Below are 19,895 nucleotides of genomic sequence, written 5' to 3'. Positions count from 1 at the left end.
TGTTCAGTTCTGTCGTCACACACGGATCTTGGACACCCTCGCTGCATGTTCGCAGCCAGACTCGGAATCCTCAGCCCTTGGAATCAATCATCTAGTAGGCGGCCAGGACGTCGACGACGAACACCAGCGTGTCGGCGCCGGTGATGCCGAACTGGGGATGCCCCGTCGCGCCGTAGCCCGAGGACGGCGGGACGATCATCAGCACCCTGCTGCCGGTCGGCACCCCCACCAGCGCCCGGTCCCACCCCTTGATGACCCGGCCCTCGCCGATCGTGAACGCCTTCGGCTGGCCCGACTTCCAGGTGGAGTCGAAGACCTTGCCACCGGCCCACACCGCGCCCTCGTGCTGCGTCACCAGCAGCTGGCCGGCCCGCGTCTTCGGCCCGTCACCGCGCTCGAGCACCCTGGCCGCGAACGCGCGCGGCGGCGCGACACCGGACGGGATCGACAGCCGCGGCCGCTCACCCCCGCTCACCCTGACCCCGGCCAGCGTGCCCGCGCCCGAGGCGTGGGCGTTCCTGGCGTGCGCGCCGAGAATGTCGACCACGTAGAACAGGTCGTCGTCGGGGCCGATGCCCTGCGGCGGGTTGGCGCCGAACCCCTCGGCCGGCGGGATGGAGGCGATCACCCTGCTGCCGACGGCACGCCCCTGCAGCGCCTTGTCCAGGCCGGGCAGCAGCCGGCCCACCGGGAAGGCGGCGGGCGTGCCGCGGTTGAAGCTGGAGTCGACCAGGCGGTTCTCCCTGCCGTCCCAGACGTGCGCCGTGTACTGCACGATCGCCACGTCGTCCTTGGCCAGCTTCGCGCCCTTGCCCGCGCTCAGCTCGTCGATCTGCAACTCGGCCGACGGCTTGCCCGCGGGGAAGACGATCGTCGGCTTGCGGCCGAACTCGCCGCCCACCTTGAGATCCAGATCGTCACCGGAGGACACGCCCGTGCAGGCGGTCAGCAGCGCCAGCGGGACCAGCAGCAGGAGCAGGCGCACGGACGTCCTCCCTGATGAACCAGCGGCCTTCGGGGGCAGGCCACTGGTTTATCAGATTTCGCGTCAGTAAGCGCCCAGAACGTCGACGACGAACACCAGCGTGCTGCCCGCCGGGATCTCACCGGAGGGCGTGTCGCCGTAGCCCAGGTTCGGCGGGATCACCAGCAGCAGGCGGCTGCCGACCTTGGCGCCCTCCAGCGACTGGTCCCAGCCCTTGATGACCTGGCCGCTGCCGACCCCCTGCACGGTGAACGGCTCCCGGCTCCAACTGGAGTCGAACTGCTTGTCGGTGCCCCACAGCTTGCCGGTGTAGTGGACCACGACCGACTGGCCCTTCTTCACCGCGGGCCCGGTGCCCTCGATCACCGTCTCCTTGACCAGCTTGGCCGGCGGCTTGGCCGCGGTCTTGGTCGTCAGCGTGGGAGCCTTGTCACCGCCGGGGCTCTCCACCGTCACACCCTTGACGCCCGGGTCGGTGGCCGTGCCGTTGGCCGCCTTCGGCAGCGTGGAGATCAGGTCGAAGACGAACACCCGCGGCTTGGAGGTGTCCATGCCGTTCTGCTTGGCCTGCGCCAGCTCCTGCTGGGTGTAACTGTCGTTGGCCACGACCGTCATGAACCGGCCGCCCAGCTTCGTCTTGCCGAAGCCGTCGATCATCACCTTCGGCATCTGGGCGTTGACGGTGATCGGCTCGGTCTTCTTGGTGTCGTAGGTCGAGCCCTCGAGCGTGTTCTGCTTGCCGTCCCAGCTCCAGACCGACAGGTTCACGAACACCGTGTCGCCCATCGCCACGCCGGCGCCGGAGCCCGGGCTGAGCACCTCCAGCGACGACTTGCTGGCCGGATTCCCCTCAGGGAAGGTCACCGTGGGTTTGGCGCCCACGGTCCCGGTGACCTTCGGCCCCGCGGCGGCTTCACCGCCGGTCTGCTGCGAGCCGCACGCGGCGGCGAAGATCAAAGGCACTGCTGCTAGTACGGCCAGGCGGCGGCGCATCGAGTTCCCCAGGAGAGTCGGACAGGTCCGCGCCACCTTATCCGAAGAGCGCGTACGACCCCGATAAGGAAACGGCAAAAGCAGCGCTACATTCCGGCGATCAGCTTGTCCACCCTCTCGTCGACGCTGCGGAACGGATCCTTGCACAGCACCGTGCGCTGCGCCTGGTCGTTCAGCTTGAGATGCACCCAGTCGACGGTGAAGTCGCGCCGCTTCTCCTGCGCCTTGCGGATGAACTCACCCCGCAGGCGCGCCCTGGTCGTCTGCGGCGGCACCGACTTGGCCTCGAAGATCTTCAGATCGGAGGCCACCCGCTCGACCGCGCCGCGCTTCTGCAGCAGGTAGTACAGCCCGCGCCGCCGGTGCACGTCGTGGTAGGCCAGGTCGAGCTGGGCCACCCGCGGGCTGGACAGCGGCAGGTCGTACTTCTTCCGATAGCGCTCGATGAGCTGGTACTTCGTCACCCAGTCGATCTCCCGCGAGACCAGGTCGAGATTGCCCGTCTCGACCGCCTGCAGCGTGCGCTCCCACAGCTCCAGCACCCTGCGCGCGATGGGATCACCGCCGCGCCGGTCGACGAAGTCCTTCGCCTTGGTCAGATACTCCTGCTGGATCTCCAGGCTGGAGGCCTCCCTGCCGTTGGCCAGGCGGACCCTGCGCCGGCCCGTCATGTCGTGGGAGACCTCCCTGATCGCCCTGATCGGGTTCTCCAGCGACAGGTCGCGCATGACCGTGCCCGCCTCGATCATCCGCAGCACCAGATCGGTGGCGCCGACCTTCAGCAGCATCGTCGCCTCGCTCATGTTCGAGTCGCCGACGATGACGTGCAGCCTGCGGAAACGCTCGGCGTCGGCGTGCGGCTCGTCACGCGTGTTGATGATCGGCCTGGACCGGGTCGTGGCGCTGGAGACGCCCTCCCAGATGTGCTCGGCCCGCTGCGAGACGCAGTAGACCGCGCCGCGCGGCGTCTGCAGCACCTTGCCGGCGCCGCAGATGATCTGCCGGGTGACCAGGAACGGGATCAGCACGTCGGCCAGGCGGCCGAACTCGCCGTGCCGGCCGACCAGATAGTTCTCGTGGCAACCGTAGGAGTTGCCCGCCGAATCGGTGTTGTTCTTGAACAGGTAGATGTCACCGGCGATGCCCTCTTCACGCAGCCGCTTCTCGGCGTCGACCAGCAGCCCCTCGAGGATCCGCTCGCCCGCCTTGTCGTGGGTGACGAGCTCGATGACGTTGTCACACTCTGGTGTTGCGTATTCGGGGTGGCTGCCCACGTCGAGATACAGACGCGCGCCGTTGCGGAGGAAGACATTGCTCGATCGGCCCCAGGAGACGACCCGGCGGAACAGATAGCGGGCGACCTCGTCCGGCGACAGCCTGCGCTGCCCCCTGAACGTGCAGGTCACGCCGTACTCGTTCTCCAGCCCGAAGATGCGACGATCCATCACCTCACACTAGTTCCCCGAAATCGCCAGCGGGAGAGATCTTCGCGTGTTTCGATTTTCTTTCAACCGCGCGCGCGCCCCTCGAGCCCGCGCCGCGGCCCCGAATCCCCGGGTACGGCACGCGACCTCCCCGCACCCTGGGAACAGCGTGCGGGACCGCCCGGACAACCGGACGGCCCCGCGAACGAACACCGGAGTGCGGTGCGGGACCGCCGCCCCCGCGGACGGTCCCACCTCGCTCACGGCGTGTAGATCTCCTGCACCTTCACGATCTGCCCCTTGTAGACCGTGATCAGCGAGGGGGTCTGCTGCTTGGCCGCCCGCTTCATCAGCACGGAACGCGAGCAGCTCTTGCTGCCCAGCCCCGTCCTGCGGTCGACCGTCATGGCCGACTGGCGCGAACTGCACCCGAAGGCGCTGAGGTAGACCACCTTCTTGGCGATCGGCGAGGCATAGGCCGTCACATCGCCCTCCGGCGGGCCGACGAAGTACCCCTCGGTGTACTTGTCCCTCTTCCACTTGATCGGCGCGTACTCGGCGGTGCCGTCCTTGCGGACGTGGGTGATCCAGCCCCGGAGGATCCCGTCACGCCTGGGGTGGAGGCCCTTGGTGAAGTCGTGGCCCGGATCGGCCTGGAAGCTCGTACCGAAGGTCTCCGGCTGCTCGAACTTCGGGACGGCGCCGGTCGCCGCCTGCGCCGCCCCCGACGTCAGGGCCAGCGAACAGGCGGCCGCGACCACACCGGCCGCGAGGAATGTCATCTTCACATCGGCTTTGATCCAGAACGCGGGGTCCCGGTTCTCGAAAGATCGTGTGATCCCCATCACATCGACGCCCGGCAGGTTTAGCCGGATGGCCGGGCGACGTCACCGCGCCCGGCCGAAGTCCCGCCACAGTGGCGTGAAAAGACCGACGGCCACCGGTGACCCCGGTGGCCGTGGTGCGGCTTGCCGTACAGAACTGTCACGAACGGGCGCCACGCGCCCGCCGGCGGCTACTCGGTGCCGTCGTCGGCCCCGGCCTCCGGCGCCGTCGGCGGAGCCTCGGCCGGCGGCGCGGCCGCGGGCGCCTCCTGCAGCAACCGCTCCAGCCGCCGCCCCGTCAGCCGCAGGAACTTGCGGTGCTCCCGGTTACGGTCGAGCACCGCCACCTCCAGCTGACCCGCCGGCGGCCGCTCACCGCCCGGCTCCGTCAGCGCCGCCAGCGCCACCTCCAGCGCCTCGGCCAGCGGCATGCCCTCCTTGTAACGCTCCTTCAGCCGGGTCGCCACCGCCTCCGCCTGACCGCCCATCGCGGCGAAACCGTGCTCGTCGAACACCGAACCGTCGAAGGTCAACCGGTAGATCGCATCACCGTCGGGCGTGTCGCCCACCTCGGCCACCACCACCTCCACCTCGAGCGACTTGATCGACTCGGTGAAGATCCGGCCCAGGTTGGAGGCGTACAGGTTGGCCAGCCCACGACCCGTCACATCGGAACGGTCATAGGTGTAGCCGTTGATGTCGGCATAACGGATGCCGCCCAGCCGCAACTCCTCGAACTCGTTGTAGCGGCCGACCGCGGCGAACCCGATCCGGTCATAGATCTCGCTCACCTTGTGCAGCGCACGCGAAGGATTCGGCGCCACGAACAGGATGCCGTCGACATACTGCAGCACCACCACGCTGCGGCCACGCGCGATGCCCTTACGCGCGTAGTCCGCCTTGTCGCGCATGATCTGCTCGGGCGACGCATATCCAAAAGGCATGGACATGTCGGGAGGTCCTTTCTAGGACAGCGGGGCGATGGGACCGTCAGGGGAGATCATCCGCTCCGCGAGCATCCGCTCGACCACGGCGGCGACCTCGTCGTCACTCAGGCGACGGAAACCGTCGGCGTCGACGACCGCGACCACGGGCCAGATCTTCCTGGTCACATCCGGCCCACCGGTGGCCGAGTCGTCGTCCGCGGCGTCGTACAACGCCTGGATCGTCGCCATCACGATGTCGTCGGCCGACGCGTTGTCCCGGTACAGCTTCTTCAACGCACCACGCGCGAAGATCGAACCCGAGCCGATCGCGTCGAACCTGTCCCGCTCGTACGGGCCGCCCGCCACGTCGTAGCCGAAGATCCGCCCCGCGTCCCGCTGCTCGTCGTAGGCGGCGAACAGCGGCACCACCACCAGGCCCTGCATCGCCATCGCCAGGTTGCCGCGGATCATCGTCGCCAGCCTGTTGGCCTTACCGGCCACCGACAGCGTGCGACCCTCCATCTTCTCGTAGTGCTCCAGCTCCACCCGGTACAGCCTGGCCATCTCGATGCCCGTGCTGGCCGTACCCGCGATCCCCATGCAGGAATAGTCGTCGGTCCTGAACACCTTCTGGATGTCGCGCTGCGAGATCACGTTTCCCGACGTGGCCCGGCGGTCACCGGCCATCACCACCCCGCCGGCGCAGGTCGCGGCGACGATCGTGGTCGCGTGCGGAACCTGGTCACCGATCGGCGTGGCCAGCGTCTGTGCGCGCGTCGGCAGCAGGTCAGGAGCATGCCTGCCGACGAACTCGGAGAACGAGGAACTTCCGTTGTTCACGAAGAGCTGGCTCATCAAGCCGGCGGGCAGATCCCTGTGCGGTGCCACGCGACTCCCTCCAAAAACCTCAGTGTCCTTAGGCCAGACCCTACTCATGTTGTGCTGTTGCATGCACTTCCCACGATCAGCTCAGCGCGAACCATCTGCCGCCCGCCACAACGACGACACCCCCGCCGGCACCGGCCCTCCCCACGACACCCGAGGCCCGCCCCACCGCCCCCGGTCATACTGGACCCCATGCGGGACTGGGTGCTCCACGTCGACCTCGACGCCTTCATGGCCGCCGTCGAGATCCTGCGCAACCCAGAACTCCACGGCCGCCCGGTCGTCATCGGCGGCAACGGCGACCCCACCACCCCCCGCACCGTCGTCGCCACCGCCTCCTACGAGGCCCGCCAGTACGGCGTGCACTCCGGCATCCCCATGCGCACCGCCCACAGACGCTGCCCCGACGCCGTCTACCTGCCCACCGACCCACCCGCCTACGAAGCCGCCAGCGCCGCCGTCATGGCCGTCCTGCGCACCTTCCCCGTCACCGTCGAAGTCTGGGGCCTCGACGAGGCCTTCCTCGGCGCCACCACCGACGACCCCGAAACGCTCGCCCGGGACATCCAGCACGCCGTCACCGACGCCACCGGACTCACCTGCTCCATCGGCATCGGCGACAACAAGCACCAGGCCAAACTCGCCGCCCAGGCCCACAAGCCGGCAGGCGTCTCACGGCTCACCACCGACACCTGGCACACCACCATGGGCGAGCGCCCCACCACCGCCCTCTGGGGAATCGGCCCCAAAACCGGCCGGAAACTCGCCGACCTCGGCCTCCACACCGTCGCCCAGCTCGCCGCCGCCGACCCCGCCCACCTGGCCGCCCACTTCGGGCCCACCAACGGCCCCTGGCTGCGCTACCTCGCCCTCGGCAAGGGCGAGACCACCGTCACCAGCACCCCCTGGGTCCCGCGCGGCCACAGCCACGAGACCACCTTCACCCGCGACCTCACCGACCCGGCCGCCATGCGCGACCACATCACCACCCTCGCCCGCCGCCTGGCCGGCGAGACCGACGGCCGCCCCGTCATCCGCGTCACGGTGAAGGTCCGCTTCTCCCCCTTCACCACCCACACCAAGCAGGCCAAACTCCCCGAGCCCACCCTCGACGCGGACACCATCGAACAGACCGCCCACACGATCTTCGGCCGCTTCCCGCACGACCGCCCCGTCCGCCTCCTCGGCGTCTCCGTCGAATACGCCTAGAACCGAACCGAACCGGCCCGCGACCCCGCCGCTAGACCGGCACCGCCCGCGACAGGAACTCCGACCACCGCGCGTCCTCCAGGCGAGCCAACTCCTCCAGTTCCTCCTCGTCGAGCTCCCACTCCACGAAGGTCGCCTCCAGATACGCGACCGCCCGCCACACGACCGTCGCGTCATCCCTGAACTGGCCGATCCCCGTATTGCACGGCAGGCACAACGCGAACCGCACCGCACCCGAGCGATGACAGTGATCCACATGCTCCGGCGGGCGATCCCAGCAGACCGCGCACAACCCGTGCTGGTCGCCGATCATCCGCTCCACGTCCTCATGGCGCATCCCGTAGCGCCGCGACAGGTGATAGGTCCGCGTCGGCGCCACCGGCCCGCTCCCGCGCTCGGGCGGGATCACGAAATCCGGCCAGAGCACCACCCCGTCGAGATAGTGCGCCGCCACCTCCATGAGCACGACGTCGTCCTGGAAGTGACCCAGCGCGTTGTTGCAGTTGAAGCACAGCACGCCGCGCACCAGGCCGCTCGCGTGGCAGTGGTCGACGTGCGTGCCCGGCACCACCTGACAGATGGCGCAGAGCCCGCCCTGCCGGGCGAGCATCCGCTCGTAGTCGTCCTCGGTGATGCCGTAGCGGCGCTTGAGGTGATAGTTCCTCTCGCTGCCGTAGTTCTTGATCTTGATCTCACGCATGGTCTGCGTGTGACACGGCTTGCAGTAGGCGGTCAGTCCCGACTTCTCCGATCGGTTCCGTCCGAACTCAGCCACTTCTTTGATCTGCTCACACCGCGGGCACCGTTTGTGCCCTTCGGGGACCTCGACCCGCTCGCGCACAGCCTTGCCCTGCGCAGCCTTGCGCTTGCGATAACTCTTGGCATATTTCGCCCGAAAGCAGGCTTTGCAGTACCGCGCGAGGCCGTCGGCCATGCGCTTGTTGAGCCCGAACTCGGAGACCGCCTTGGTCTCACCACAATCCGGGCACCGCTTACCCCCGTCGGGCACTTCCACCCCTCTCGGTGTCCGCTTTGCCCTACTCCCCGCCCTTTTGTACGTAGCTGCGCACGAATTCCTCTGCGTTCTCTTCGAGAACTTCGTCGATTTCGTCCAGAATCGCGTCGACGTCGTCGGTCAGCTTCTCCTGGCGCTCCTGCACATCGCCGGCCGCCGAGGCCTCGGTCTCCTCGACCTCGGTCTCGCGACGACCAGTCTGCTTCTGACCGCCGGTGTCCCTGTTCGCCATGATCTTCCTCCGCTTGGGGGACTGCCTCTACTGGCTATCTTCCCCGAACCGGGCGACATTTCGCGCGCCGAGTCCGGCGATCTTCGTGAACTGTTGACTGGGATGAATCTGGGCATCTCGCTACTGGAGCCGCAGGGGCGCCGTCCGCGGCCGATCCGGCCCGTACGGCTCCGCACGGGAGGGCGCCGACCGCCGTCGTGCGCCGCCGTGGTCCTCCGTGCGCTTCTCGGGGCGCGTGGTGGCGCGCCGCGACGGCGCCCGTTCGGCGATCACCGTGGACAGGGGCAACGCGCCTCCCCTCCCCACCTGCGCCGCCCACCCCGCGACGATCCGCCCGGGAACCGCCGGGCCTGGCCACACGCGACCGACGCGGCTTCGCCCGTGGCAACACCTCGACCCCCTGCTCTGGTTCGGCCCCTCGGCGCCTCTGGGACGCGGTGGGCGCGCACGTCCGGCCATCCACGCTGGCCGGCCTGACCGGCGTGGGTGGGACCTCCCTGGAGACCCCTCCAGGGACCACCAGGGCCGCCGGGGATGGGTGGAGATACAGCAAGCCTCCCGGGTGAGCCCCACCCTTCCAGGGACCACCAGGGGCCGCCGGAATGGGCGGAGATACGGCAGGCCTCCCAGGTGAACCTCCACCCTGCCGGGACGGCCGGGGGCGGCGCTGGATCATTCGCTCCCGGTGAGGGCGGCGACGAGGTCGGCGGCGGTGCGGCAGCGGTCGAAGAGCTCGCCGACGTGGCTCTTGGTGCCGCGCAGCGGCTCGAGGGTGGGCACGCGCTGAAGGGATTCGCGGCCCGGGATGTCGAAGATGACGGAGTCCCAGGAGGCGGCGGCGACGGATTCGCTGTACTGGCGCAGGCAGCGGCCGCGGAAGTAGGCGCGGGTGTCGGTGGGCGGGTTCTCGACGGCGCGCTGGACCTGTTCCTCGGTGACGAGGCGCTGCATGCGTCCGCGGGCGACGAGGCGGTTGTAGAGGCCGCGGTCGGGCCTGATGTCGGAGTACTGGAGGTCGACGAGCTGGAGTCTGGGGTGGGACCAGGCGAGGCCGTCGCGGGTGCGGTAGCCCTCGAGGAGTTCGAGCTTGGCGACCCAGTCGAGTTCGCGGGCGAGCTGCATGGGGTCTTCGGCCAGGCGGGTGAGGACGGATTCCCAGCGGTCGAGGATGTCCTTGTTCATCTCCTCGGTGGCGGTGCCGCGTTCCTCGACGTACTTGCGGGCCTGTTCGAGGTATTCCATCTGCAGCTGGATGGCGGTGAGCTTGCGCCCGTCGCGCATGGGGATCTCGTAGCGGCAGGTGGGGTCGTGGGAGACGGCGCGCAGGGCCTGGACGGGGTTTTCGACGGCGAGGTCGCGGGTGAGGAAGTTGTCCTCGATCATGGCGAGGACGAGGGCCGTGGTCCCGAGCTTCAGATATGTCGAAATTTCCGACATGTTGGCGTCGCCGATGATGACGTGGAGCCTGCGGTACTTCTCCGGGTCGGCGTGCGGCTCGTCGCGGGTGTTGATGATGGGCCGCTTGAGCGTGGTCTCCAGCCCGACCTCGACCTCGAAGAAGTCGGCGCGCTGGCTGATCTGGAAGCCTTCGCCGCGGGAGTCCTGCCCGATGCCGACCTTGCCGGCGCCGACGACGACCTGCCGGGAGACGAAGAAGGGGGTCAGGTGGCGGACGATGTCGGCGAAGGGGGTGGCGCGCCGCATGAGGTAGTTCTCGTGGCAGCCGTAGGAGGCGCCCTTGGCGTCGGTGTTGTTCTTGTAGAGCTGGATGGGGGCGTTGGTGGGGATGGACGAGGCGCGCATGGTGGCGTCGTACATGACCCTTTCGCCTGCCTTGTCCCAGATGACGGCGGCGCGCGGGTTGGTGACCTCGGGCGTGGAGTACTCGGGGTGGGCGTGGTCGACGTAGAGGCGGGCGCCGTTGGTGAGGATGACGTTGGCCAGGCCGAGGTCCTCGTCGGTCAGCTGGCTGGGGTCGGCGACCTCGCGGGCGAGGTCGAAGCCGCGGGCGTCGCGGAGCGGGTTCTCCTCCTCGAAGTCCCAGCGCGCCCTGCGCGCCCTGGCGGCCGAGGCGGCCAGGTAGGCGTTCACGACCTGGGAGGAGGTCACCATCGCGTTGGCGCCCGGCTGGCCGGGTACGGAGATCCCGTACTCGGTCTCGATGCCCATCACCCGACGCACCGTCATGCGCACCTCTCGTGGTCCGGCCTACAGAGTCCGGTCTGTCTATCCGCCGTTTATATGCCCGAGCCTATGCCCTTCACAGTCCCTCAGGGCCACAGAGTTATGGCACCGACGCCTTTTCCACCCGTACGGCGGGCATTGGCGGGCTTTGCGGGGTGCGGCGTGGCCGCAGAAGCCGCTGAATAGGACGTTCGGCACAGGAATAGACAAGATACGACAAGAGGAGGGTGATGAAGGTGGCGAGCGCGCCCAGCGCCCATGCGGGCATGGTGCCGACGAGGGGCGGGATGAGGGCGACGGCCACGACGCTGTGGAAGAGGTAGAGCGGGTAGGTGGTGCCGCCGAGCGCGGTCAGGACGGGCGAGGACGGCATGCGGAAGTAGCCGAGCGCGACCATGGCCATGACGGCGAAGATCAGCGTGATGGTGAAGACCACGCCCGTCTCGGTGACGGGCATGGCCGCGAAGCCCGCCGCCTCGATGCGCCTGGCGACGCGGCCGATGGCCGAGTCGATGGCCAGGACCCATGACAGGCCGAACAGCAGCCAGGGCAGCCAGGCCGAGCCGTGCCGGTGGATGAGGTAGAGGGCCATGCCGGCGACGAAGTATCCGGCGTAGGCGGGCATGACGGTCTCGGTGAGGATCTCGTTGTCGAGCAGGGCCGCCTCGAGGCCGAACCAGCGGGGGACGACGAGCGCCAGGGCGGCGGCGAGCCAGACGCTCATGAAGACCAGGATCCGCCGGTAGGTGACGCCGACGATCACCACGACCGAGATGAGCAGGTAGAAGCGCAGCTCGGCCCACAGTGACCAGTAGACCCCCATGGCGTCGGTCACGTCGAACAGGCGCTGGAGCATGGTGGCGTTGACCAGGTAGCCGGAGACCGACAGCTTCGGGTCGAGGGGCTTGGCGGCGAGCACGCCGTACACCAGCGCGACGGCGGCCAGGCTGACCCAGTAGGCCGGGTACAGCCGGACGAACCTGGACCAGGCGAACGCGCCGAGCCCGCGCCCCCACACGGTCATGAGGATGACGAAGCCGCTGATGACGAAGAACAGTTCGACGCCGAGGATGCCGAGGCCGGCCACGGGAGCGATCCAGGGGAAGAGCGTCGAGGGCCGCTGTCCCCAGACGGAGGCGAAGGCGACGAAGAAGTGGAAGGCGAGGACGGCCATGGCGGCGATGAAGCGGAGGAGGTCGAGTTCCGCGAGCCTGCCGCCCGGATGAGCGGGCCTCGCGGCCATTGGTCGTCTGCGCACGCCCCTTTGACGCGATCTTGTGACGGTTGGGTTCCATGTGTCCCCTGAGACTTTGCTGCCAACAGGGTTTTACTTTGCGTGTTCAGTAGATAACTTTACGTGGCCACATCTCCGAGCGAACAGGTGAGGGAATGACCGACGACCAGCTCAGCCTCAGTACAGCGGCGGCACGCAACCTGGCGACGACGACCAAGTCGGTGCCGCAGATGCAGGAGATCACCTCGCGGCACCTGCTGCGGGCGCTGCCGTGGGTGCAGGCGATCGGCGGCGTCTACCGGGTCAACAGGCGGCTGACGTACGCGGTGGGAGACGGGCGGGTGACCTTCACCTCGACGGGGGCGAGCATCCGCGTCATCCCCGGCGAGCTGACCGAGCTGCCCGCGCTGCGCGGCTTCGACGACCACGACGCGCTGGCGGCGCTGGCGGGCCGCTTCACCCAGCGGGAGGTGGAGCCGGGCGAGACGATCGTGGAGGCGGGCCGTCCGCGCGACGCGGTCGTGCTGATCGCCCACGGCAAGGTCCGCAAGGTCGCGCCGGGCGCCTACGACCACGAGACGGTGCTGGGGGTGCTGGCCGACGGCGACTACCTGGGCGAGGAGGTCCTGGTCTCCCAGGACGGCCAGTGGGACTACACGGCGACGGCGGTGACGGCGTGCACGGTGCTGACGCTGTCGGCCCAGGCGCTGGCCGAGGTCAGGGCGCTGTGGGAGCCGTTGCGCGAGCGGCTGGAGAGCGTGGCGAGCAGCGACGGGCACGAGCAGAACGCCCACGGTGAGGCGGCCATCGCGCTGGCGGCCGGCCATGTGGGCGAGCCGCGGCTGCCGGGCACGTTCGTCGACTACGAGCTGGCGCCCAGGCAGTACGAGCTGAGCGTGGCGCAGACGATCCTGCGGGTGCACACGCGGGTGGCCGATCTGTACAACGAGCCGATGAACCAGACCGAGCAGCAGCTGCGGCTGACCATCGAGGCGTTGCGGGAGCGGCAGGAGGACGAGCTGGTCAACAACAGGGAGTTCGGCCTGCTGCACAACGCCGACCTGAAGCAGCGCGTCCACACGCGCAGCGGCCCGCCGACGCCGGACGACATGGACGAGCTGCTGGCCAAGGTGTGGAAGGACCCGGCGGTCTTCCTGGCCCATCCGCGGGCGATCGCGGCCTTCGCCCGCGAGTGCAACGCCCGTGGCCTGTACCCGGCCAACACCGAGTACGGGGGGCAGAGCGTGCCGGCCTGGCGGGGCATTCCGGTGCTGCCCTGTAACAAGATCCCGGTGAGCGACAGGGGCGTCACCTCGATCATGGCGATGCGGCTGGGCGAGGCGAACCAGGGCGTGATCGGCCTGCACCGGACGGGTCTGCCGGACGAGTACCAGCCGGGCCTGTCGGTGCGGTTCATGGGCATCAACGACCAGGCGGTCATCTCCTACCTGGTGACGACGTACTACTCGGCGGCGGTGCTGGTGCCCGACGCGCTGGGCATCCTGGAAAGCGTCGAAGTCGGCTGATGGGGCCCTTCGAGCTGCCCGACTTCTACTGCCCGTATCCGGCCAGGCTGAATCCGCATGTCGAGTCGGCCCGCGTCCACACCAAGGAGTGGGCGCGGGAGATGGGCATGCTGGACGATCCGGAGATCTGGGAGGAGCGCAGGTTCGACGGCATGGACTACGGCCTGCTGTGCGCCTACACCCATCCGGAGTGCGACGCCGAAGAGCTGGACCTGGTCACCGACTGGTACGTGTGGGTGTTCTTCTTCGACGACCACTTCCTGGAGATCTTCAAGCGGACGAGGGACGTGGCGGGCGCCCAGGCGTATCTGGATCGGCTCGATCTGTTCATGACCGACGATCCGCCGGAGCCGTCCAACCCGGCGGAGAAGGGGTTGCGGGATCTGTGGGCGCGTACCGTGCCCGGCATGTCGGACCGGTGGCGGGAGCGCTTCACCAGGGCCAACCACGAGCTGATGCAGGAGTCGATGTGGGAGCTGTTCCACATCGAGGACGGCCAGGTCTCCAACCCGATCGAGTACATCGAGGAGCGCCGCAAGGTGGGCGGCGCTCCGTGGTCGGCGTGCCTGGTCGAGCACGCGGTGGGCGCGGAGGTGCCGGAGCGGGTGGCGGGCAGCCGTCCGGTCAGGGTGCTGACGGAGACGTTCGCGGACGCGGTGCACCTGCGCAACGACCTGTTCTCCTACCAGCGTGAGGTGGAGGAGGAGGGCGAGCTGTCCAACTGCGTGCTGGTGGTGGAGCGCTTCCTCGGCTGTGACACGCAGAAGGCGGCGGAGATCACCAATGATCTGCTGACCTCTCGCCTGCACGTGTTCGAGCACACGACGTTCACCGAGCTGCCGGTGCTGTTCGCCGAGCAGGCGCTGCTGCCGCACGAGCAGGAGGCGGTGCTGCGTTACGCGCGGGGGCTGCAGGACTGGCAGTCGGGCGGCCACGAGTGGCACATGCGCTCCAACCGGTACATGAACGGCGGTGGCCGGACGGGGTTGCGCGTCTCGCCGCGCCATGTCATGGGGCCGGGCGGGCTGCGCAACCACGTGCACGTGCCGTACCAGCGGGTGGGTCCGCTGCCGCTGCCGGAGATCCCCATGCCGTTCGCGGTGCGGGACAACCCGCACCTGGAGGCGGCGCGCCGGGCGACGCTCGACTTCGCCGAGGCGATGGGCTTCTACACGCTGGTGTGGGACCGGGCCGGTCACGACGGCTACGACCTGGCGTTGTGCGCGGCGGGCATCGATCCGGACGCGGGCCTGGAGGCGCTGGTGCTGGCGACCGACTGGCTGAGCTGGGGCACCTACGGCGACGACTACCTGCCGGCGGTGTTCGGCCGGTCGAAGGACTTCGTGGGGGCCAAGGCGTTCAACCGGCGCCTGTCGGCGTTCATGCCGCTGGATCTGGTGGTGACGGCGGTGGCGGCCAATCCGGTGGAGCGTGGCCTGGCCGATCTGTGGCTCCGTACGGCCGAGCCGATGGCGCCGGACCAGCGGGCGGAGTTCAGGTCGGCGGTCGAGCGGATGACCGACAGCTGGGTGTGGGAGCTGGCCAACCACATCCAGAACCGGGTGCCCGATCCGGTCGACTACCTGGAGATGCGGCGCAGGACGTTCGGTTCGGACATGACGATGGCGCTGGCGCGGCTGGAGCCTGGGCGCTCGATCCCCGCGCGGGTGTGGGGGTCGCGGCCGATGACGGCGCTGGTCGACGCGGCGCAGGACTACGCCTGCCTGCTCAACGACCTGTTCTCCTACCAGAAGGAGATCGAGTTCGAGGGCGAGCTGCACAACATGGTGCTGGTGATGCAGACGTTCTTCGACTGCGACGCGCCCAGGGCTGCCGAACTGGTGGGCTCGCTGATGGCGGCCAGGATGCGGCAGTTCCAGAAGGCGGCCGAGGTGGATCTGCCGGCGCTGCTCGACGGAGTCGACGCCGATGCGGACGTGCGGGCGTCGGTGGCCGCGTACGTGGTCGAGCTGCAGGACTGGATGGCGGCCATCCTGCGCTGGCACCGGGAGTGCAGGCGCTATGACGAGCCGACGTTGAGGGGCACCCGGTGGGTGGCCGGCCCGACCGGGCTGGGCACGGCCGGCACCAGGATCGGGACGCTGCTGGGGAGGGTCGCCTCGTGACCGCCTTGAGCCTGAGCACGGCGGCGGCCAGGAATCTGGCGACGACCACCAAGTCCGTGCCGTTCATGCAGGAGATCACCCCGCGGCATCTGCTGCGGGTGCTGCCGTGGATCGAGGTGACGGGTGGCGCCTTCCGGGTCAACCGTCGCCTGTCCTACCGGGTCGGTGACGGCCGGGTGAGTTTCGTCTCGACCGGCGCCGACGTGCGGGTGGTGCCCGGCGAGCTGTGCGAGCTGCCCGCGTTGCGGGGGTTCGCCGACGCCGAGGTGCTGGCGGAGCTGGCGGCGTTGTTCGAGCAGCGGGAGTACGAGCCAGGGCAGGTGATCGCCGAGGAGGGCGCGCCGGTCGAGGAGCTGCTGCTGGTGGCGCACGGCAAGCTGGCCACGTCGGTGCAGGGCGCCTACGACGGCCGGGCCGAGCTGGGCCGGCTGGCCGACGGCGACCATCTGGGCGACGCGCTGCTGGCGGGCGGCTCGCCCGGCTGGCCGTACACGGTGCGGACGGTCACGGCGGCCACGGTGCTGGCGCTGCCCGGCCCGGCGTGGCGGGCGCTGCTGGACCGCTCCCCCAGCCTGGCCGCGCATCTGGCGCCTTCGGGTACGGCCAGGCCGCAGAACAGGCACGGCGAGGCGGAGGTGGCGCTGTCGGCCGGGCACGTGGGCGAGGCGCTGCTGCCGGGCACGTTCGTCGACTACGACCTGGCGCCCCGGGTGTACGAGCTGAGTGTGGCGCAGACGGTCCTGCGGATCCACACCAGGGTGGCCGACCTGTACAGCGATCCGATGGATCAGGTGGAGCAGCAGGTGCGGTTGACGGTGGCGGCGCTGCGGGAGCGGCAGGAGCACGAACTGGTCAACAACCGGGAGTTCGGGCTGTTGCACAACGCCGATCTGCGGCAGCGGCTGCACACCAGGTCCGGTCCTCCGACGCCGGACGATCTGGACGATCTGCTGGCCCGGCGCCGCAAGACGCACTGTTTCCTGGCGCATCCGCGGGCGATCGCGGCCTTCGGCAGGCAGTGCAACGCGCGCGGGGTGTACCCGTCGACGGCGGAGGTGCCGGGCGGGACGGTGATCGCCTGGCGGGGTGTGCCGGTGCTGCCGTGCGACAAGATCCCGATCTCGGATCGGGGGCTGACCTCGATCATGGCGATGCGCCTGGGTCAGGACGACCAGGGCGTGGTGGGGCTGCGCCGTACGGGCCTGCCGGACGAGTGGGAGCCAGGGGTGTCGGTGCGGCTGGCCGGCATCAGCGACCGGGCGGTGATGTCGTACCTGGTGTCGGCCTACCACTCGGCCGCGGTGCTGGTGCCGGACGCGCTCGGCGTGCTGGAGAGCGTCGAGGTCGGCTGACGGGGTAGGACGCGGGTGGCGGGTCGCCGTGACGGCGGCCCGCCACACGTGTTCCCGCGGCCCTGTCATCCGGCCCCGGGAAACGCGGAGGGCCGCTCCCGGTGCGGGAGCGGCCCTTCGGCGGTGGGACCGTTTACAGGTACTGGCCGGTGTTGGCGACCGTGTCGATCGACCGGCCGGCCTCGGTGCCCTGCTTGCCGGAGACCAGCGTGCGGATGTAGACGATCCGCTCGCCCTTCTTGCCGGAGATGCGGGCCCAGTCGTCGGGGTTGGTGGTGTTGGGCAGGTCCTCGTTCTCGGAGAACTCGTCCACGCAGGCCGCCAGCAGGTGCTGCACCCGCAGGCCCTTCTGCCCGGACTCGAGGAACTGCTTGATGGCCATCTTCTTGCCCCGGTCGACGATGTTCTGGATCATCGCGCCGGAGTTGAAGTCCTTGAAGTAGAGGACTTCCTTGTCGCCGTTGGCGTAGGTCACCTCGAGGAAGCGGTTCTCTTCGCTCTCGGAGTACATGCGCTCCACGACGCTCTGGATCATTCCCGCGATCGTCGACTCGCGGGAGTCGGAGTGCTCTGCCAGGTCGTCCGGGTGCAGCGGGAGGTCGGCGATGAGGTACTTGGAGAAGATGTCCTTGGCCGCCTCGGCGTCCGGCCGCTCGATCTTGATCTTGACGTCCAGGCGGCCTGGCCGCAGGATCGCCGGGTCGATCATGTCTTCGCGGTTGGAGGCGCCGATGACGATGACGTTCTCCAGTCCCTCGACGCCGTCGATCTCCGACAGCAGCTGCGGGACGATGGTGTTCTCGACGTCGGAGGAGACGCCCGAGCCTCGGGTGCGGAAGATCGAGTCCATCTCGTCGAAGAACACGATCACCGGGGTGCCCTCGGAGGCCTTCTCCCGTGCGCGCTGGAAGACCAGGCGGATGTGCCGCTCGGTCTCGCCGACGTACTTGTTGAGGAGCTCCGGGCCCTTGATGTTGAGGAAGAAGCTCTTGCCGGACTGGCCGGTCTTCTCCGCGACCTGCTTGGCCAGGGAGTTGGCGACGGCCTTGGCGATGAGCGTCTTGCCGCATCCGGGCGGGCCGTACAGCAGCACGCCCTTGGGCGGGCGGAGCTTGTGCTCGCGGAACAGGTCGGCGTGCAGGTAGGGCAGCTCGATGGCGTCCCTGATCTGCTCGATCTGCCGCATGAGGCCGCCGATCTCCTCGTAGGAGATGTCGGGGACCTCTTCGAGGACCAGCTCTTCCACTTCGGACTTGGGTATGCGCTCGTAGACGTAGCCGGAGCGGGGCTCCAGCAGCAGGGAGTCGCCGGCGCGCACCGGCTGGCCGAGCAGCGATTCGGCCAGGCGTACGACGCGCTCCTCGTCGGCGTGGGAGATGACCAGGGCGCGCTCGCCGTCTTCGAGCAGCTCCTTGAGCATCACGATCTCGCCGACCTCTTCGTAGCCGAGCGCCTCGACCACGTTGAGCGCCTCGTTGAGCATGACCTCCTGGCCACGCCTGAGCATGTCGACATCGACCGCGGGACTGACGTTGACCCGCAGCTTGCGGCCGCCGGTGAAGACCTCCACCGTGCCGTCTTCTCTGGCCTCGAGGAAGACGCCGAAGCCGGATGGCGGCTGGGCCAGCCGGTCGACCTCCTCCTTCAGAGCCACGATCTGGTCCCTGGCCTCCTTGAGTGTGGCGACCAGCCGTTCGTTCTGGCTGGTCACCGCGGCAAGGTTGGCCTGCGCCTCGTGGAGACGCTCCTCGAGGACCCTGGCCTGACGGGGTGACTCGGCCAGCTTCCTCCGCAGCGCGGTGATCTCCTCCTGCAGGAAGGAGACCTGTGTTGAAAGATCAGCGACCTCCCGTTCGCGCTGCGCGGCTCGAGCCTCTGCATCATCGCGAGCTGCCACGCCCCGTCACCTCCTTCCCAGTCGAGAGCGACTACTAGGGACCTTACCCATCTCCCGGCTTTCCGCTACCTTGCCGGAAAGTGTTCGTAGAGTGACATTCGGTATTCGGTGAATAAATCCCGCGGGCGTGTTTAGTAGTTCCAGCATATGAACACGGTCATCTGTTCCCGTGTCACGCACCAAGGCACCGCCGTGGCCAAATCGTCATAGTTCTTCGGTGGTCCCCTTCGGTCGTCTGCGCCTTGGCGGGGGCGTGACGCCGTCCGCCATGCGGCGGGCGGTGACGAGGAAGCCGGTGTGCCCGATCATGCGGTGATCTGGGCGGACGGCGAGTCCCTCGACATGCCAGTCGCGAACCAGGGTCTCCCACGCGTGGGGCTCGGTGAAACTCCCGTGCTCCCGCAGGGTTTCCACCGTCTTCGACATCTGGGTGGTCGTGGCGACGTAGACGCAGATCACGCCACCGGGGGTGAGGGCCTTGGCGACCGCGTCGACGCACTCCCACGGGGCGAGCATGTCGAGGATGACCCGGTCGACGTCGCTCTCGTCGATGGAGTCGTTGAGGTCGCCGACGACCAGGCGCCAGCTGTCCATCTCCCCGCCGAAGAACTTCTCGACGTTCTTGCGGGCGACGTCGGCGAACTCCTGGCGCCGCTCGTAGGAGGTGACCTTGCCCTCGGCGCCGACGGCGCGCAGCAGGAAGCAGGTCAGCGCGCCCGAGCCGACACCGGCCTCGATGACGCGCGCCCCGGGGAAGATGTCGGCCATGCCGACGATCTGGGCGGCGTCCTTGGGGTAGATGACGGCTGCGCCGCGCGGCATGGACAGCGTGTAGTCCTGCAGCAGGTGGCGGAAGGCCAGATACTGGGTGCCGCCCGAGGAGCGCACCACCGAGCCTTCGGGCTGGCCGATCAGGTCGCTGTGCGGGATCGCCCCCTTGTGCGTGTGGAAGACCCCGTCCTGCTTGAGCGTGATCGTGTGGCGCTTGTTCTTGGGGTCGGTGAGCTGCACCTGATCCCCTACCTGGAACGGCCCGTGCCTGCGAAAACCCATGGGCATGAGGATAGGGCGAATCGGGGGGTC

At 68.8% G+C, this 19,895-nt stretch carries 16 protein-coding genes; 4 read left to right on the top strand and 12 right to left on the bottom strand.

The window, feature by feature from the left end; all coding sequences use genetic code 11:
• Positions 1-91 precede the first annotated feature (91 nt).
• From ACWENQ_RS34475 to prcB, 6 genes are all read right to left on the bottom strand, one after another.
• The gene (locus tag ACWENQ_RS34475; RefSeq protein ID WP_449925381.1) at positions 92-985 is read right to left on the bottom strand and encodes an FKBP-type peptidyl-prolyl cis-trans isomerase; all 894 of its coding nucleotides are present in this window, start codon (positions 983-985) and stop codon (positions 92-94) included.
• A gap of 63 nt (positions 986-1,048) precedes the next feature.
• Positions 1,049-1,948: an FKBP-type peptidyl-prolyl cis-trans isomerase gene (locus tag ACWENQ_RS34470; RefSeq protein WP_449925384.1), complete on the bottom strand. Its 900-nt coding sequence runs from the start codon at positions 1,946-1,948 to the stop codon at positions 1,049-1,051.
• Between the two features lie 116 nt (positions 1,949-2,064).
• Positions 2,065-3,423: a Pup--protein ligase gene (pafA, locus tag ACWENQ_RS34465; protein WP_449925387.1), complete on the bottom strand. Its 1,359-nt coding sequence runs from the start codon at positions 3,421-3,423 to the stop codon at positions 2,065-2,067.
• 239 nt (positions 3,424-3,662) lie between these two features.
• A complete protein-coding gene (locus ACWENQ_RS34460; protein ID WP_452417942.1) occupies positions 3,663-4,184 on the bottom strand; it encodes a hypothetical protein in 522 nt (173 codons plus the stop codon).
• Positions 4,185-4,417: 233 nt separating this feature from the next.
• Complete coding sequence (gene prcA, locus ACWENQ_RS34455) at positions 4,418-5,170, bottom strand: proteasome subunit alpha (RefSeq protein ID WP_449925811.1); 753 nt, start codon at positions 5,168-5,170, stop codon at positions 4,418-4,420.
• 21 nt (positions 5,171-5,191) lie between these two features.
• Entirely contained in the window at positions 5,192-6,007 is an 816-nt protein-coding gene (gene prcB / locus ACWENQ_RS34450) for a proteasome subunit beta (protein ID WP_354907171.1), read from the bottom strand.
• Between the two features lie 222 nt (positions 6,008-6,229).
• Between prcB and ACWENQ_RS34445 the strand changes: the two genes are divergently transcribed.
• Positions 6,230-7,246 carry a DNA polymerase IV gene (locus tag ACWENQ_RS34445; RefSeq protein WP_449925392.1) on the top strand — a complete coding sequence of 339 codons (1,017 nt, stop codon included), beginning with the start codon at positions 6,230-6,232 and terminating at the stop codon, positions 7,244-7,246.
• 31 nt (positions 7,247-7,277) lie between these two features.
• On the opposite strand, the gene ACWENQ_RS34440 is transcribed toward ACWENQ_RS34445, so the two are convergent.
• The 4 genes from ACWENQ_RS34440 to ACWENQ_RS34425 all read right to left on the bottom strand — a co-directional run bounded on the left by ACWENQ_RS34440 (position 7,278) and on the right by ACWENQ_RS34425 (position 11,935).
• Positions 7,278-8,261, bottom strand: coding sequence for an endonuclease domain-containing protein (locus ACWENQ_RS34440; protein WP_449925395.1), 984 nt, complete (start codon positions 8,259-8,261; stop codon positions 7,278-7,280).
• A gap of 22 nt (positions 8,262-8,283) precedes the next feature.
• A complete protein-coding gene (locus ACWENQ_RS34435) occupies positions 8,284-8,493 on the bottom strand; it encodes a ubiquitin-like protein Pup (RefSeq protein WP_354906981.1) in 210 nt (69 codons plus the stop codon).
• 672 nt (positions 8,494-9,165) lie between these two features.
• The gene (dop, locus tag ACWENQ_RS34430) at positions 9,166-10,680 is read right to left on the bottom strand and encodes a depupylase/deamidase Dop (RefSeq protein ID WP_449925399.1); all 1,515 of its coding nucleotides are present in this window, start codon (positions 10,678-10,680) and stop codon (positions 9,166-9,168) included.
• A gap of 97 nt (positions 10,681-10,777) precedes the next feature.
• Positions 10,778-11,935, bottom strand: coding sequence for an acyltransferase family protein (locus tag ACWENQ_RS34425; protein WP_449925402.1), 1,158 nt, complete (start codon positions 11,933-11,935; stop codon positions 10,778-10,780).
• 131 nt (positions 11,936-12,066) lie between these two features.
• Here ACWENQ_RS34425 and ACWENQ_RS34420 point away from each other — a divergent pair, with 131 nt between their 5' ends.
• The 3 genes from ACWENQ_RS34420 to ACWENQ_RS34410 are packed head-to-tail and all read left to right on the top strand — an operon-like array spanning position 12,067 to position 16,915.
• The gene (locus tag ACWENQ_RS34420; protein ID WP_452417941.1) at positions 12,067-13,437 is read left to right on the top strand and encodes a family 2B encapsulin nanocompartment shell protein; all 1,371 of its coding nucleotides are present in this window, start codon (positions 12,067-12,069) and stop codon (positions 13,435-13,437) included.
• Positions 13,437-15,563 carry a terpene synthase family protein gene (locus tag ACWENQ_RS34415; protein WP_449925408.1) on the top strand — a complete coding sequence of 709 codons (2,127 nt, stop codon included), beginning with the start codon at positions 13,437-13,439 and terminating at the stop codon, positions 15,561-15,563. Before ACWENQ_RS34420 ends, ACWENQ_RS34415 begins: the two co-directional genes overlap by 1 nt.
• Complete coding sequence (locus ACWENQ_RS34410; protein WP_449925411.1) at positions 15,560-16,915, top strand: family 2B encapsulin nanocompartment shell protein; 1,356 nt, start codon at positions 15,560-15,562, stop codon at positions 16,913-16,915. The genes ACWENQ_RS34415 and ACWENQ_RS34410 overlap by 4 nt, the downstream gene beginning before the upstream one ends.
• 133 nt (positions 16,916-17,048) lie before the next feature.
• Here ACWENQ_RS34410 and arc read toward each other — a convergent pair whose 3' ends face one another.
• Positions 17,049-18,812 carry a proteasome ATPase gene (gene arc / locus ACWENQ_RS34405; protein WP_354906987.1) on the bottom strand — a complete coding sequence of 588 codons (1,764 nt, stop codon included), beginning with the start codon at positions 18,810-18,812 and terminating at the stop codon, positions 17,049-17,051.
• Positions 18,813-19,016: 204 nt separating this feature from the next.
• A complete protein-coding gene (locus tag ACWENQ_RS34400; protein ID WP_354906988.1) occupies positions 19,017-19,865 on the bottom strand; it encodes a tRNA (adenine-N1)-methyltransferase in 849 nt (282 codons plus the stop codon).
• Positions 19,866-19,895 lie beyond the last annotated feature (30 nt).

The sequence above is a fragment of the Nonomuraea sp. NPDC004354 genome, from assembly GCF_053602555.1.
This window is presented reverse-complemented; position numbering and strand designations above follow the sequence as displayed.

What these genes read in the sequence shown, in the direction of transcription:
- pafA (WP_449925387.1), bottom strand. Translation starts at nt 3,423, where the DNA reads ATGGATCGTCGCATCTTCGGGCTGGAGAACGAGTACGGCGTGACCTGC.
- ACWENQ_RS34460 (WP_452417942.1), bottom strand. Translation starts at nt 4,184, where the DNA reads ATGACATTCCTCGCGGCCGGTGTGGTCGCGGCCGCCTGTTCGCTGGCC.
- prcA (WP_449925811.1), bottom strand. Translation starts at nt 5,170, where the DNA reads ATGCCTTTTGGATATGCGTCGCCCGAGCAGATCATGCGCGACAAGGCG.
- prcB (WP_354907171.1), bottom strand. Translation starts at nt 6,007, where the DNA reads ATGAGCCAGCTCTTCGTGAACAACGGAAGTTCCTCGTTCTCCGAGTTC.
- ACWENQ_RS34445 (WP_449925392.1), top strand. Translation starts at nt 6,230, where the DNA reads ATGCGGGACTGGGTGCTCCACGTCGACCTCGACGCCTTCATGGCCGCC.
- ACWENQ_RS34435 (WP_354906981.1), bottom strand. Translation starts at nt 8,493, where the DNA reads ATGGCGAACAGGGACACCGGCGGTCAGAAGCAGACTGGTCGTCGCGAG.
- dop (WP_449925399.1), bottom strand. Translation starts at nt 10,680, where the DNA reads ATGACGGTGCGTCGGGTGATGGGCATCGAGACCGAGTACGGGATCTCC.
- ACWENQ_RS34420 (WP_452417941.1), top strand. Translation starts at nt 12,067, where the DNA reads ATGACCGACGACCAGCTCAGCCTCAGTACAGCGGCGGCACGCAACCTG.
- ACWENQ_RS34415 (WP_449925408.1), top strand. Translation starts at nt 13,437, where the DNA reads ATGGGGCCCTTCGAGCTGCCCGACTTCTACTGCCCGTATCCGGCCAGG.
- ACWENQ_RS34400 (WP_354906988.1), bottom strand. Translation starts at nt 19,865, where the DNA reads ATGGGTTTTCGCAGGCACGGGCCGTTCCAGGTAGGGGATCAGGTGCAG.